Annotated in this window: 16 protein-coding genes; 8 read left to right on the top strand and 8 right to left on the bottom strand. The window is 66.2% G+C overall.

What is annotated here, in order from left to right; genetic code table 11:
* Window positions 1–269: 269 nt before the first annotated feature.
* Window positions 270–593 (top strand): WhiB family transcriptional regulator, encoded by a 324-nt coding sequence (locus ACWEO2_RS11095; protein ID WP_330251089.1) that lies wholly within the window; start codon window positions 270–272, stop codon window positions 591–593.
* A gap of 115 nt (window positions 594–708) precedes the next feature.
* On the opposite strand, the gene ACWEO2_RS11090 is transcribed toward ACWEO2_RS11095, so the two are convergent.
* Together ACWEO2_RS11090 and ACWEO2_RS11085 are read right to left on the bottom strand one after the other, a co-directional pair.
* Window positions 709–1,848, bottom strand: a complete 1,140-nt coding sequence (locus ACWEO2_RS11090) for an ArsA family ATPase (protein ID WP_452405154.1) — start codon at window positions 1,846–1,848, stop codon at window positions 709–711.
* Entirely contained in the window at window positions 1,845–2,864 is a 1,020-nt protein-coding gene (locus ACWEO2_RS11085) for an ArsA-related P-loop ATPase (RefSeq protein WP_452405421.1), read from the bottom strand. The genes ACWEO2_RS11090 and ACWEO2_RS11085 overlap by 4 nt, the downstream gene beginning before the upstream one ends.
* Before the next feature lie 418 nt (window positions 2,865–3,282).
* Here ACWEO2_RS11085 and ACWEO2_RS11080 point away from each other — a divergent pair, with 418 nt between their 5' ends.
* The 3 genes from ACWEO2_RS11080 to ACWEO2_RS11070 are packed head-to-tail and all read left to right on the top strand — an operon-like array spanning window position 3,283 to window position 4,750.
* A complete protein-coding gene (locus ACWEO2_RS11080) occupies window positions 3,283–3,444 on the top strand; it encodes a DUF4177 domain-containing protein (protein WP_085998464.1) in 162 nt (53 codons plus the stop codon).
* Between the two features lie 16 nt (window positions 3,445–3,460).
* Window positions 3,461–3,919 carry a RidA family protein gene (locus ACWEO2_RS11075; RefSeq protein ID WP_355183684.1) on the top strand — a complete coding sequence of 153 codons (459 nt, stop codon included), beginning with the start codon at window positions 3,461–3,463 and terminating at the stop codon, window positions 3,917–3,919.
* Window positions 3,920–3,961: 42 nt separating this feature from the next.
* Window positions 3,962–4,750, top strand: coding sequence for an MBL fold metallo-hydrolase (locus ACWEO2_RS11070; protein WP_452405153.1), 789 nt, complete (start codon window positions 3,962–3,964; stop codon window positions 4,748–4,750).
* 153 nt (window positions 4,751–4,903) lie between these two features.
* Here the strand turns inward: ACWEO2_RS11070 and ACWEO2_RS11065 are convergent, their stop codons facing one another.
* Window positions 4,904–5,578: a Crp/Fnr family transcriptional regulator gene (locus ACWEO2_RS11065; protein ID WP_011206875.1), complete on the bottom strand. Its 675-nt coding sequence runs from the start codon at window positions 5,576–5,578 to the stop codon at window positions 4,904–4,906.
* 147 nt (window positions 5,579–5,725) lie between these two features.
* The gene (locus tag ACWEO2_RS11060; RefSeq protein ID WP_452405152.1) at window positions 5,726–5,968 is read right to left on the bottom strand and encodes a hypothetical protein; all 243 of its coding nucleotides are present in this window, start codon (window positions 5,966–5,968) and stop codon (window positions 5,726–5,728) included.
* A gap of 217 nt (window positions 5,969–6,185) precedes the next feature.
* Here ACWEO2_RS11060 and nth point away from each other — a divergent pair, with 217 nt between their 5' ends.
* Genes nth through ACWEO2_RS11040 form a run of 4 tightly spaced genes read left to right on the top strand, consistent with a single transcriptional unit; the run spans window position 6,186 to window position 9,431 of the window.
* Window positions 6,186–6,893 (top strand): endonuclease III, encoded by a 708-nt coding sequence (nth, locus tag ACWEO2_RS11055; protein WP_354960410.1) that lies wholly within the window; start codon window positions 6,186–6,188, stop codon window positions 6,891–6,893.
* Window positions 6,890–7,525, top strand: coding sequence for a TlpA family protein disulfide reductase (locus tag ACWEO2_RS11050; RefSeq protein WP_452405151.1), 636 nt, complete (start codon window positions 6,890–6,892; stop codon window positions 7,523–7,525). Before nth ends, ACWEO2_RS11050 begins: the two co-directional genes overlap by 4 nt.
* Window positions 7,522–8,241 (top strand): NUDIX hydrolase, encoded by a 720-nt coding sequence (locus ACWEO2_RS11045; protein WP_452405150.1) that lies wholly within the window; start codon window positions 7,522–7,524, stop codon window positions 8,239–8,241. Before ACWEO2_RS11050 ends, ACWEO2_RS11045 begins: the two co-directional genes overlap by 4 nt.
* Window positions 8,238–9,431: a MarP family serine protease gene (locus ACWEO2_RS11040; RefSeq protein WP_452405149.1), complete on the top strand. Its 1,194-nt coding sequence runs from the start codon at window positions 8,238–8,240 to the stop codon at window positions 9,429–9,431. Before ACWEO2_RS11045 ends, ACWEO2_RS11040 begins: the two co-directional genes overlap by 4 nt.
* 63 nt (window positions 9,432–9,494) lie before the next feature.
* Here the strand turns inward: ACWEO2_RS11040 and ACWEO2_RS11035 are convergent, their stop codons facing one another.
* The 4 genes from ACWEO2_RS11035 to ACWEO2_RS11020 all read right to left on the bottom strand — a co-directional run.
* The gene (locus ACWEO2_RS11035) at window positions 9,495–10,430 is read right to left on the bottom strand and encodes an alpha/beta fold hydrolase (protein ID WP_452405148.1); all 936 of its coding nucleotides are present in this window, start codon (window positions 10,428–10,430) and stop codon (window positions 9,495–9,497) included.
* Between the two features lie 72 nt (window positions 10,431–10,502).
* Window positions 10,503–11,003: a phage holin family protein gene (locus ACWEO2_RS11030; protein WP_452405147.1), complete on the bottom strand. Its 501-nt coding sequence runs from the start codon at window positions 11,001–11,003 to the stop codon at window positions 10,503–10,505.
* Window positions 11,000–12,259, bottom strand: coding sequence for a Na+/H+ antiporter NhaA (nhaA, locus tag ACWEO2_RS11025; RefSeq protein ID WP_452405420.1), 1,260 nt, complete (start codon window positions 12,257–12,259; stop codon window positions 11,000–11,002). The genes ACWEO2_RS11030 and nhaA overlap by 4 nt, the downstream gene beginning before the upstream one ends.
* A gap of 181 nt (window positions 12,260–12,440) precedes the next feature.
* The coding region (locus tag ACWEO2_RS11020; protein WP_452405146.1) for an AMP-binding protein at window positions 12,441–13,433 on the bottom strand (993 nt) is incomplete at its 5' end.

The following is a 13,433-nucleotide window of genomic DNA, read 5'->3' as shown; positions in this document are numbered from 1 at the left end:
GGAATCCCGCGTGTCGTTGAAGGGCGAACCACCTGTCGGGTCGACCGCCCGGTTCTCGATCACGTTTGCATGGACGGACGTACCAAAAAGTCTCGGGACGGTCTTGCGCAGAGGCCATACCTTTACCTAGATTGAGAACCCAGTGTGATAGAGCTAACACTCAAAGTGGAATGTGGTGCAGTTCGCAGCGGGGTTTGGGTTGCTGCGTACTGACACGCGATTCTGGAGCGCCGTTGACCCGGTGTTCGGACTGCAAAGGGGCACACCAAATGCACATGACAACCCCCATCGCTCGATTGGACGTGGAGCAGGCCGAAGCAAGGATCGCCTGGGTTGCCCAGGCTCGATGCAAGGAAGTAGACCCTGATCAACTGTTCGTGCGTGGCGCAGCGCAGCGCAAGGCGGCGACGATCTGCAGGCACTGCCCGGTGCTGATGCAGTGTGGGGCCGATGCGCTCGACAATCGAGTCGAGTTCGGCGTGTGGGGTGGAATGACCGAACGGCAGCGTCGTGCGCTGCTCAAGCAGCACCCGGAGGTGACGTCCTGGGCGGACTTTTTCCAGGCCCAGCGTCAGCATCAAGTGGCAATCTAACCCTGGAAAATGGAACCGAGCCCGCGCTTGCGGGCTCGGTTCCGTTAGTGGGTCTATATCAATCCAGCATCAGAATGCCACGGTGGCCCAAGCGATTTCGGCTCGAACGTCACGATCAGGCGGTTACCTCGACCGTATGCGCATCGGTGAGCTGAACACCCACCGCGCGCAGCGCCTCCAGATCGGAGACCTCGAAGGGCAGCGCGGTCACCGAGGCGATCGGCACCCGCGGATGCGCGCCGGTGAACCGGTGCAGCAGATGCTGTTCGCGCTTGGCGGTGGCGACTCGCTGCGCGTGGATGCGCAGCACCGCGGCGGTGAGCGGATCGGATTCGGCCAGCTGATCGGCGGTGGTGAGCGCGTGATCGGCGGGCAATGCGCTGAGCACCGGATGGGTTCGATTCAGTACCAATCCGGCCAGCGGCATGCGTTCGGTCGAGAGGCGGTCGACGAAGAACGACGCCTCGCGCAGTGCGTCCGGTTCGGCCGCCGCGACCACCAGGAAGTGTGTGCTCGGCTTGGACAGCATCGCGTAGGTCCGGTCCGCACGATCCTGAAAGCCGCCGAACAGCGATTCCAGCGACTGCAGGAAGTTCGACGCGTCCTTGAGCATCTGCCCGCCGACAATGGTCGACACAGCGCGCACGGCCAGGCTCATTGCACCGGTAACCAATCGGGTGACACCGCGGCCGGGGGCCATGATGACCCGGATCATCCTGCCGTTCAAGAAGTTTCCGAGACGCTTGGGCGCGTCGAGGAAGTCCAGTGCGTTGCGGGACGGGGGAGTGTCGACCACGATGAGGTCCCACTCCTTGCGCGCGGCCAGTTGGCCGAGCTTTTCCATCGCCATGTACTCCTGCGTGCCGCCGAAGGAGGACGCGACCGTCTGATAGAAGGGGTTGGCGAAAATCTGCTCCGCCTTCTCCGGACTGGTGTGCTCGAGCACCATATCGTCGAAGGTGCGACGCATATTGAGCATCATCGCGTGTAGTTCGCCCTTGGCCTCGGGGCCGAGTACCACCCGCTGCGGGCTATTGTCCAGATCGGCGACACCGAGTGACTGGGCCAGTCGCCGCGCGGGATCGATGGTGAGCACCACGACCTTGCGGCCCTGTTCCGCCGCGCGCAGTCCGATGGCGGCCGCAGTGGTCGTCTTGCCGACGCCGCCGGAGCCGCAGCAGACCACCACCCGCGCCGTGGGATCCTCGATGATCCGCGAAATATCCAGTGGCGCTGCCACATTCGGACTGCTCATCGGACCCCCTGCTTACTCAAATTTTCCGCCAGTTCGTATAGGCCGCCCAGATCCATGCCGTCGGCGAGTGCGGGCAGATATATCCGCGCCACATCGACCTTCGCGAGTTCGGCGGCGCTATCGTCCTGTGCCTGCAGAGTGGCCGCGTGCTCGATGGTTTCGGTGATCAGACCCTGGAAGTCCTGATCCGGCAGCGAGATTCCGGCCTCGGTGAGTCCGGCGCGAATGGCGTCGCGGTCGATATCACCGCGCGCGGCCCTATTGCGCACCTCGGCCGGGAGCTGGCCCTTGGTCGTGCGGTTCACGATGACGGTGCCGATGCGCAGGTCATTGGCGGTGAGCTCGGCGACGGCGTCGGCGGTTTCCTGCACCGGCAGCGCCTCGAGCAGGGTGACCAGGTGGATCATCGTCTGATCGGAGTGCAGCAGATTCGAAACGCCCTCGGCCTGCGAGGCTATCGGCCCGCCCTTGGCCACTTCGACCATGGCCTGGGTGACATCGAGGAAGCTGGCGATCCGTCCGGTCGGCGGTGCGTCGACGACGATTTCGTCGAATACCGGCTTGCCCTGCTTATCCACCCGGACCGCGCATTCCTTGATCTTGCCGGTCAGGATGACATCGCGCAGACCGGGTGCGATCGTGGTGACGAATTCGATAGCGCCGACCCGGCGCATGGCCCGTCCGGCGAAGCCTAAGTTGTAGAACATATCGAGGTATTCGAGAAAGGCGTGCTCGATATCGAGTGCCAGCGCGACTACCTCACCGCCACCGTCCGCGGTAGCGATCCTGGTCTCGGTGGGCGGCAACGGCGGCAGATCGAAGAGCTGGGCAATGGACTGTCTGCTCTCCACCTCTACCAACAGCACCCGCCGTCCGCCCGCGGCCAGCGCAAGCGCGAGCGCCGCAGCGACCGTCGACTTGCCGGTTCCCCCTTTGCCGGAGACATAGTGCAAGCGGGCCTTATCCGCGCGCTCCGGCCAACCCGTCTCTGGCCCCGGCTCCGCCGAAATGGGCACTGCTGTTGGTACTCCCACGATCGCGAGCCTATAACCCGTCCTCAGATCACGCCCCAGCGATATGGTTACTGGTCGCTTTTTGAGCCGCTCCGTCCCAGACAGTGAGACGTGCACTTCTTACGGCACCGTGACAGCCTCGCCCTTTTCGACCGTCGGGGAGTCGGTCCCACCAGTGGCTTGCTCGAGGCCGGTGTACTTCGGGCACATGCATAGTCGACGGCGCCCGAACACCTTCGCACCAACCGCCTGAGCGCTCGAAGCAAGTGAACGATCCGCACCTCGGTGACCACCACGGAGCGAGTCTTACGAGCGACCGCCCCGTCGCCCGACCATCACCCCTCATCGAATCGCTACGCGATGCTGACATTAGGGGCCGCGAACACGCCGCGCCCGCGCGGCCAAAGATACAGTCTCGGACATGAGTGATTCGAAGGTGTGGGAATACGCCACCGTTCCGCTGCTCACGCATGCGACCAAGCAGATCCTGGACCAGTGGGGCGCCGATGGCTGGGAGCTGGTGACCGTGCTCCCGGGTCCGACCGGCGAACAGCATGTCGCCTACCTCAAGCGCCCCAAGTAAGCGAAAGGATTCGGCAATGACACAGTGGGAGAAGAATCTCGCCCAGCTCGGCCTGACCCTGCCGCCGGTGGTGGCCCCGGTCGCCGCATACATTCCGGCGATCCGGACCGGCTCGCTCGTCTACACCTCCGGGCAGCTGCCGTTCGTGGACGGGCAGCTCTCGGCGACCGGCAAGGTCGGCGCCGAGGTCTCGCTCGAGCAGGCCAAGGAGGCGGCGAAGCTCTGCGCGCTGAACGCGATCGCCGCAGTACATGATCTGGTCGGGCTCGATGCGGTGGTGCGGATCGTCAAGGTTGTCGGATTCGTCGCCTCTGCACCGGGATTCACCGATCAGCCGCAGGTCATCAATGGTGCCTCGGAGCTGCTCGGTGCGGTCTTCGGTGATGCGGGCGTGCACGCGCGTTCCGCGGTCGGCGTTGCCGAGCTGCCGCGCAACACCCCCGTCGAGGTCGAACTGATCGCGGAAGTGCGCTAGACAGGTTCGCAGGCAAGGTTTTCGATCGACTGGGGTACTCCTATGACGCTCACCCATCCCGCATACGGCCAGCTGCGCCAGGTCACGCCGACCGCGGCGGTCGTACTCGCGGACAATCCGGGCCAGATGACGCTGGAGGGCACCAACACCTGGCTGTTGCGCGCCCCGGGGCAATCGGAGTATGTGGTCGTCGATCCGGGACCGAAGGATACGGCGCACAGCGAGACCATCGCCCGCGCCACCGACGGCAATATCGCGCTCACCCTGATCACCCATCGGCATCACGACCACACCGGCGGCATCGACCGGCTGGTCCAGCTGACGGGTACTCCGGTGCGGGCCAGGACCGCCGACTTCCTGCACGGCGCCGACGCACCGCTGCTCGACGGCGAGGTGATCGAGGCGGCCGGTCTCCGGATCACCGTTCTCGACACCCCTGGCCACACCAAGGATTCGGTGAGCTTCGTCCTCGACGACGCGGTGCTGACCGGTGACACCATCCTCGGCTCCGGCACCACGGTGCTGGATTCCAGCGACGGCACCCTCGCCGACTACCTGGCATCGCTGGACAGACTGGTCGAGGTGGGCGCGGGACGTGCGTTGCTACCGGCGCACGGTCCGGACCACCCCGATCTGGAGCCGGTCGCCCGGTACTACATCGCGCATCGGCAGGAGCGTCTCGACCAGGTGCGGGAGGCGCTGCGCGTCCTCGGTCCGAACGCGGGTGCGATGGCGGTGGTGCGCAAGGTTTATGCCGATGTCGACAAGCGACTGTGGCTGGCCGCGCGCAGTTCGGTAGAGGCGCAGCTCGAGTATCTGCGCGCCGAGTAGAACTAGGCGTCGGGAGAACTGGAGAGCACAACAGCACGCTGAGTTCAGTGGAGCGCTGAACTCAGCGTGCTTTCGTATTTGTGCCATCGCGTACATCCGCCGCAGCACGCCAATGCGGCGGCCGGATATCCGGTCGCCGATATCGGTCGAGCGTCAGCGCGCGCGGCGGGCCAGGCGCTCGGAGTCGGAGATCAGCACGCTCTTGCCCTCCAGCCGCAGCCAGCCGCGATGCGCGAAGTCGGCCAGCGCCTTGTTCACGGTCTCGCGGGAGGCGCCGACCAGCTGGGCGATCTCCTCCTGGGTGAGGTCATGGGTGACCCGCAGCGCACCGGCCTCCTGGGTACCGAACCGCTGTGCGAGCTGCAGCAATGCCTTGGCGACCCGGCCGGGAACATCGGTGAAGATCAGGTCGGCAAGGTTATTGTTGGTGCGGCGCAAACGGCGGGCGAGGACGCGGAGCAACTGCTCGGCGATCTCGGGCCGCTGGTCGATCCAGGACTTGAGTGCGTCACGGTCCATGGTGACCGCGCGCACCTCGGTCACGGTGGTCGCGGTCGAGGTACGCGGACCTGGGTCGAAGATCGACAGCTCACCGAACATGTCCGACGGGCCCATGATGGTCAGCAGGTTCTCCCTGCCGTCCGGGGAACGCCGTCCGATCTTCACCTTGCCCGAGGTGATGATGTACAACCGGTCGCCTGGCTCGCCCTCGTTGAAGATGACATGCCCGCGCGGAAAATCCACGGGCTGCAGTTGTTTGGCTAGAGCCGCCACCGCGGTGGGCTCTACGCCTTGGAAGATGCCTGCTCTGGCGAGGGCCTCGTCCACGAATGTGCTCCTTATGGGAAATGGCTCTGTCCTGGACCGAAGCGAATCGGCCAACAGCGCAGTCTACGCGGCATCAGAGCAGCGTAGTGACAGACACCACGTAACGAGTGGATTGCGCGCCGTGCCAGGTACCGGTTGGTAGGGCTTTCAGCTGGCGCGTGCGACGTCCAGTTCTTCACTACGGGACCGGCGCCTGCGCATCCGTGCCACCGCGGCGGGCAGTCCGAGCTTCGTCAGCTCCTTCACTTCGGCGTTGCTTGCCTTGTCCAGGTACTGCTGAACCTCTTCGTCGGGTTCGAGAAGTTTGCGGAGCCGATTCTCGACCCGCTCCATGCCCAGTGCAAACAGCATCAGCACCACTGGGAAGAGCACCACAGCGAGTCCTTGCATGACGAGCAGTAAACACGGTCTAGGTCTCAGATGGAACACGGCAAGAGATCTAGGAGGGCACCGTTGTCGCGTGGTTCCGTATGGTGGACGGGTGCGTGTCTCCCCCTCCACAGCCGCCGTCAGCGGGCCTTCCCCTGCCGCCGAGGCGACCGATGCGCAACCCGCCGCGGTCCCCGTTCCGAAACGCAAATCCCGAGCGCGACAAGCGGAAACCCAACTGGGCCTGACCCGAAGAGCCCGCCGGATGGACCGTGCGCTCGCGGTGGCTTTTCCGAACGCGCACTGTGAACTCGACTTCACCACTCCGCTCGAATTGGCGGTCGCCACAATACTTTCCGCACAGTGCACCGATGAGCGGGTGAATCTGACCACACCCGCGCTGTTCGCCAAGTACCGCGATGCCCGCGCCTACGCCGAGGCGAACCGCGCTGAGCTGGAGGAATACATCCGGCCGACCGGCTTCTTCCGCAATAAGACCAGTTCCCTGATCGGGCTCGGACAGGCACTGGTCGAACGTCACGACGGTGAATTGCCTCACACCCTCGAGGAATTGGTGCAGTTGCCCGGCATCGGCCGCAAAACTGCCAACGTCATCCTCGGCAACGCCTTCGGGGTGCCCGGCATCACAGTCGACACCCATTTCGGCCGCTTGGTGCGCCGCTGGGCATGGACCACCGAGGAAGATCCGGTGAAGGTCGAGCACGCCATCGGCGAGCTGATCGAGCGCAAGGAATGGACGATGCTGTCCCATCGCGTGATTTTCCACGGGCGCCGGGTCTGTCATGCCCGCAAACCCGCATGCGGAGCCTGCATTCTGGCCAAGGACTGCCCGTCGTTCGGGGCCGGGCCGACCGATCCTGAGGCCGCGGCCAAGCTGGTGAAGGGTCCGGAGGCGGAGCATCTGCTCGAGCTGGTGGGCCGGTGAGACGGATACCTGTCTGGGCGCGCTTGGCGCTGGCAGGGTTGATCATCGTGGTGGCCTCGGCGGTCGCGCTGTGGCCGCGCCATGGCGACGACACCGCGGCAGGCAGCGACCATCCGGCGAATTCCGGGACAACGGCCGCACTCACCGCCCGCAGTGCCGCCGGACTCACCCAATGTCCGGTGCCAGCGGCGGATGCGGTGGGGCACGGGCCGCTTGCCGGACTCGGCCTCGGCTGTCTGGCCGACGGAAAGCCGGTCGATCTGGCGGCCGCGCTTGCGGGTCGGCCGGCACTGCTGAACCTGTGGGCGTACTGGTGTGGACCGTGCGCCAAAGAGTTGCCGGATGTGCAGGAGTACGCGCGACGCGCCGGAAACGCGATTACGGTGCTGACCGTGCACAGCGATCCTGATGAGGCGAGGGCGCTCGCGTTGCTGACCGATTTGCGGGTGACATTGCCCGGCGTGCTCGATCCGCGCGCCAAGGTCCGCGCCGCGGTGGGCGCGCCCGCGGTGCTACCGGTATCGGTGCTGTTGCGTGCCGATGGTTCGGTCGCCGAGGTGGTCGTGCGCGCCTTCACCGGCGTCGACGATATCGCCGATACGGTCGCGAACAAGCTGGGAGTTGCGGCATGACCGAGAGCCCCACGCCCGACAGCATCCCGAAGTGGCTGCGTCGGGCGGCGGACCCGAATACCGACGCCACCGACACGTTGACCTTGGCACGCGCATTGCGACGGGCGATGATCGTCAACAGCACGCCACGCCAAGCGGCCGTCCTCGTGCTGTTCAGCGGCTCGCCCGAACCGGATCCCGACGCCCCCGGCGGCCTGCCCGCCGACGCGGATGTGCTGCTCACCCAGCGCGCGTCGACCATGCGCCAGCACCGCGGTCAGGTCGCCTTTCCAGGCGGTGCCGTCGATCCCGGCGACTCCGGACCGATCGACACCGCGCTGCGCGAGGCCTGTGAAGAGACCGGGCTGGCGCGCGATGGCGTAGAACCCTTCGCCGTGCTGCCGAAACTGTTCGTGCCCCCGTCCCGCTTCGATGTGACCCCGGTGGTGGCCTACTGGCACACCCCGCGGGCGGTCCAGGTGGTCAATCAGACCGAGACCGAACGGGTTGTGCGGGTGCCGCTGGCCGACCTGCTGGAACCGGCGAACCGCTTCATGGTGCGCGGCAGCCTCGGCTATCAGAGCGCGGCTTTCCAGGTCGACGGCATGCTGGTGTGGGGGCTGACCGGCGGCATTCTGGCCGGAATCTGCAAGGCCGCCGGGTGGGAACGGGAATGGGACCACAGCGATGTCCGTGATCTAGAGACCGCGCTTGCGGCCGTAGGGATGACGTTATGACCTCATCGGCTTGGCTCGATATCGCGGTGGTCCTGCTCGCACTGCTGGCTGCCTCCTCTGGCTGGCGGCAGGGCGCGGTGGCCTCCGCCCTGGCCTTCCTCGGCGTCGTGCTCGGCGCGGTCGCGGGCATTCTCATTGCCCCGCACATTCTGATCCACGTCAACGAGGGCAGACCGCGGGTGCTCACCGGCGTGCTGCTGATCGTGCTGCTGGTCATTGTCGGCGAGGTCGCGGGCATGGTCCTGGGCCGGGCCGCGCGCGGCGGTATGCGCCATCCGTTCACCCGCAGCGTGGACAGCGTCATCGGTGCGCTGTTGCAAGCGGTGGCGGTGCTGGTCACCGCATGGCTGCTGGCACTGCCGCTGGCCACCTCCTCACAGCCCGCCATCGCCTCGGCCATCAATGGTTCGAAGGTGCTGGCCGACGTCAACGAGGTCTCCCCGAACTGGTTGCGCCGCCTGCCCAACGAATTCTCCAAGCTGCTCAACACTTCCGGGCTCCCGGACGTCATTGGTCCCTTCGGCCGCGCCCCGATCGCGGCCGTCGAACCCCCGGACCCCAGCGTCCTGACCAGTCCGGTGGCGGCTTCGCTACAGCAGAGCGTCCTGCGCATCCGCGGCGTCGCCCCGAGCTGCCAGCGCGCACTGGAGGGCTCCGGCTTCGTGATCGCGCCCGAGCGGATAGTGACCAACGCCCATGTGGTCGCCGGAACCACCAGCATTACGGTGGATGCCGTCGCCGGTCCGCTGAACGCCTCGGTCGTGCTGTTCGATCCCTCCAAGGACGTCGCGATCCTCGCGGTGCCGGGGCTCAACGCCCCGGTGGTCGAGCAGGCGCCGACGCCCGCGCGCTCGGGTGAGAATGCCATCGTGCTCGGCTATCCGGGTGGCGGCCGGTATACCGCCAGCGCGGCCCGCATCCGCGAAACGCTGGACCTGACCGGACCGACGATCTACCGCAACGGCACCGTCGAACGCGAGGTCTACACGGTCCGCGGACAGGTGCGCGCGGGCAATTCCGGTGGGCCGCTGGTGGATACCGATGGCCGCGCGCTCGGCATCGTATTCGGTGCCGCGGTGACCGACGACGACACCGGATATGTCCTGACACTGGCCGAGGTCCGGCCGCAACTCGATGCCGCAACGGCCTCGGTGATGGCGGTGGATACCGGTGCGTGTGTCCTGAGCTGATCGACGGCGGACACAGGGGTGCGACCGCCCCTGTGTCCGTGCGATCGGCCCCTGGGATCGGTGTCAGCCGAGCAACTTGGCCAGCTCGGCGGTGACCGCGTCCGGATTCTCCTGGTGGGCAAAGTGGCCCGCACTCGGGATCACGACTTGCCGCCGCTGTGGCGACCAGCGTCGGCCGGCCTGGAAGGTCGCCGGTAGCAGGTAGCCGTCGAGTTCACCGCGCATCGCGAGAACCGGGATGCGGATCGGCTGGCGCATGGTGGCCATGAAGCGGCGCCCGTCCGGACGCCACTGGCTGCGGAAGGCCCAGCGCTGATATTCCAGCGCACAGTGCGCCGCGCCCGGGATCTGGATGGCCGAGCGCATCCGGTTGGCTGTATCGATGAATTCGGCGCTGTCCGACCAGTTTCGGCTCACCCGCTGGCGCAGCAGCCGCTCGACCTCGAAGCCATTGCCGGTGGTGAGCAGATGTTCGCCGTACCGGGGCAGCTGATAGCGCAGGAAATTCGGCAGCCAGGCCCGGCGCTGACGCCGATCCCGCAGCACCGCGCTCTTGAGCGCGACCGGATGCGGGGAACTCACCAGCGCGATCGAGCGCACCAGCCGCGGGTGCAGCACCGCGGTCGTCCAGCAGACCAACCCGCCGTCGGCATGGCCGACCAGTGTGGCCTCGGAGTAGCCCATGGCGCGGATGAGTCCGGCGATATCGCCGGCCAGCGTCCAGCCGTCATAGCCGCGCGGCGGTTTATCGCTATCGCCGTAGCCGCGTAGATCCACCGCGACCGCGTGGTAGCCCAGATCGGCGAGTCCGGTCAGCTGATGTCGCCAGGACCACCAGAGGTCGGCGAATCCGTGCAGCAGCACGACCAGCGGTGCATCCCTGCGGTCCGGCACCGCCTCGACAACGTGGAAGCGAATGCCGTTGGCGTGCACGTCCCGATGCGTCCACGGTCCGTCGTAACGGACGCTGGACGGATCGGGAAACGAGTTCGACGACACGCCGATCGAGCCTAGTGTGGTGGCTGCCTCGCCGCCTAGTCGGCGCAGCCGGACCCGGCCGCGCCTCGGGTTCTACTTCGTCGGCTGCTCGAGTGTGAGGTGTTCCTCATGCGAGCCGAACCCACTCGGCAGCACGCTGCGCGCCTGCTTGAGCGAATCGATCGTCTTCTCCGGCGCCCGCAGTTTCTTGACCCGCAGATAGCCGAGCAATGCGAGCACCAGCGTCGCGACGATCATCAACAGGAACACGATCAGGAACGCCGCCCAGCGCGCCAGCCACACATCGAGCAGCTCGCCGAGGAAGAAGAAAAAGAAGAAGGTGCTGAACAGTAGGACGGTCAGCGCGAGGATGAAGTAGACGCTGCCCTGCAGGCCCTTCTTGATCTCACCGGTCACCTCGGCCTTGGCCAGTTCGACCTCGGCGCGCACCAGCGTCGACATCTGTTCGGTGGCATCACGGACTAGGGTGCCGAAGCTCGCCGATCCGACGGGATCGGTATCCGAGAGGGGAATCGAGGTGACAGTGCGGCCGCGACGCGACTCGTCCCCGTTACCGCCGTTTGTGAAACTCACTTGGTCGACCCTTCTCCCTGTCCCGGCACTGTATCGGCCTCGCTCTCTCGTTCTATCGCACGCGCATCCCGCCGCGCCTGGTGGACACGCCCACGCCGCAACAGTAGCGCCGAACCCGCGAGCGACGCCGTCATTGATGTCACCAACACCGCGGCCTTCGCCAATTCGACGGCCGAGCCATCGCCTACGTCCGCCAGCGCGAGTTCTGCCACCAAGAGGCTAACGGTGAAGCCGATCGCGCCGAGCACCGAGAGGGCGAACATGTCTCGGTAGCCCAGACTCGCCGGACGCTTGGCGATGCCCAATCGGATTGCCACCCAGCTGATCCCGAAGATGCCGAGGGTCTTGCCCAGCAGTAATCCGAGAATGATGGCCAGCGCCAGCCGGTCGCTGACCAGCTGCTGGAAGACCTTGCCGTCCAACGGAACTCCGGAGGCGAACAGGGCGAACAGCGGTACGCACAGTCCGGCCGAGATCGGCTGGATCAGGTGTTCGAGCCGCGTTGCCGGAGCCTGTGCCTCACCCGGATCCTTGCGCACCCTGGTCAGCAGGCCGAGCGCGACACCGGCCAGGGTCGGGTGGATGCCCGCCTCGTGCAGCGCGTACCAGGAGACCAGCGCCAGCGGCAGATACACCAGGGGAGTGGAGATCCGCTTGCGCTGGGCCAGCGCCCAGCCCGCGAAACAGGCCGCCGCGGCCAGCAGCCACAGCGCCGACAGCGTCGTGGTGAACAGCACCGCGATCAGGATGATGGCGATCAGATCGTCGACCACCGCCAGACTGAGCAGGAACACCCGCGCACTCGCCGGAATCCTGGAACCGGTCATGGCGAGCACGGCCAGCGCGAAGGCGATATCGGTCGCAACCGGAATGGCCCAGCCCCGGTCCATACCCTCGATGCCGAATCCGACCGTCAGCGCGATCAGTGCCGGAGTGACCACGCCACCGACCGCGGCGATGATCGGCAGCGCGGCCCGCTTGGGATCGGCGAGTTCACCGACCACCAGCTCGCGTTTGAGCTCCAGCCCCGCGACGAAGAAGAAGACCGCCAGCAGACCGTCCTTGGTCCATTCCGCGACGGTGAGGTTCAGATGCAGTGCCCTGATGGGCAGGACGGTTTCGGTGATGGTGACGTAGCTGGCGCCCCACGGCGAGTTCACCCACAGCAACGCGGCCGCGGCCGCGATCAGAAGTATTGCACCACCAACGGTTTCGGTCCGTAGGTAGCGCGTGAGCTCTGAGCGCACTTGGGTGATCACGGGAAACCTTCCGGCAGGGTGGGCGTGGCTGCGGACGCGCAATCCAACCGATTCGGCCTTCAGCTACACGACCGCATGCCGACCAGGCTTCCCGGCACACCTTACGCAATTCTAACGGGTACGGCCGGTGACGAAGTCCGTCACCGGCCGTACGATGTGCCGTTTTCGGTGCGCCGACTCAGGCGCGACTGGCCCGAATCGCCTCGAAGACGTTCGGATCGACCAGCGTCGAGGTATCGCCCAGTTCGCGCCCCTCCGCGACATCACGCAGCAGTCGCCGCATGATCTTGCCGCTGCGGGTCTTGGGCAGCTCCGGTACCACGTGGATCTCCCGCGGCCGCGCGATCGGGCTGATCTCCCGCGACACCTCCGCCTTCAGTTCGTCGACCAGGGCGTCGCCGGTGTCCTTGGCCTCGGCGGTGAGTATTACGAATGCGACGATCCCCTGTCCGGTGGTGACGTCGCTGGCACCGACGACCGCGGCCTCGGCGACCCCGGAGTGGCCGACGAGCGCGGACTCCACCTCTGCGGTGGAGATGCGGTGACCCGAGACGTTCATCACATCGTCGACGCGGCCCAGCACCCACAGATCGCCGTCGGCGTCGAGCTTGGCGCCGTCACCGGCGAAGTACCATCCCCGTTCGGCGTAGCGCTCCCAGTAGGTGGCCCGGTAGCGCTCCATATCGCCCCAGATGCCCCGCAGCATCGACGGCCACGGCTGATCGAGCACCAGATAGCCATTGGCCTCGGTCTCGCCGAGCTGGACCGCCCTGCCCTCCTCGTCGACGACCTTGGCCGAGATACCGGGCAGCGGTGTCATCGCGGCGCCCGGCTTCGCGGCGGTGACGCCGGGCAGTGGGGAGATCATGATCGAACCGGTCTCGGTCTGCCACCAGGTGTCCACAATGGGCGCGGTGCTCGCGCCGATCACCTCTCGGTACCAGCGCCAGGCCTCCGGATTGATCGGCTCGCCGACGCTGCCGAGCAGCCGGATGCTGGACAGATCGTGGGCGCCGGGAATCTCCTTGCCCCACTTCATAAAGGTCCGCACGAGTGTTGGTGCCGTGTAATAGATGGTGACACCGTACTTTTCGACGATGTTCCAGTGCCGGTGCTCGTCCGGGAAATTCGGTGTGCCCTCGTAGACGACCTGGGTGGTGCGGTTCGACAG

It is taken from the genome of Nocardia sp. NPDC004278, assembly GCF_053602975.1.
This window is presented reverse-complemented; position numbering and strand designations above follow the sequence as displayed.

What these genes read in the sequence shown, in the direction of transcription:
- ACWEO2_RS11095 (WP_330251089.1), top strand. Translation starts at nt 270, where the DNA reads ATGCACATGACAACCCCCATCGCTCGATTGGACGTGGAGCAGGCCGAA.
- ACWEO2_RS11090 (WP_452405154.1), bottom strand. Translation starts at nt 1,848, where the DNA reads ATGAGCAGTCCGAATGTGGCAGCGCCACTGGATATTTCGCGGATCATC.
- ACWEO2_RS11080 (WP_085998464.1), top strand. Translation starts at nt 3,283, where the DNA reads ATGAGTGATTCGAAGGTGTGGGAATACGCCACCGTTCCGCTGCTCACG.
- ACWEO2_RS11075 (WP_355183684.1), top strand. Translation starts at nt 3,461, where the DNA reads ATGACACAGTGGGAGAAGAATCTCGCCCAGCTCGGCCTGACCCTGCCG.
- ACWEO2_RS11070 (WP_452405153.1), top strand. Translation starts at nt 3,962, where the DNA reads ATGACGCTCACCCATCCCGCATACGGCCAGCTGCGCCAGGTCACGCCG.
- ACWEO2_RS11060 (WP_452405152.1), bottom strand. Translation starts at nt 5,968, where the DNA reads ATGCAAGGACTCGCTGTGGTGCTCTTCCCAGTGGTGCTGATGCTGTTT.
- ACWEO2_RS11045 (WP_452405150.1), top strand. Translation starts at nt 7,522, where the DNA reads ATGACCGAGAGCCCCACGCCCGACAGCATCCCGAAGTGGCTGCGTCGG.
- ACWEO2_RS11040 (WP_452405149.1), top strand. Translation starts at nt 8,238, where the DNA reads ATGACCTCATCGGCTTGGCTCGATATCGCGGTGGTCCTGCTCGCACTG.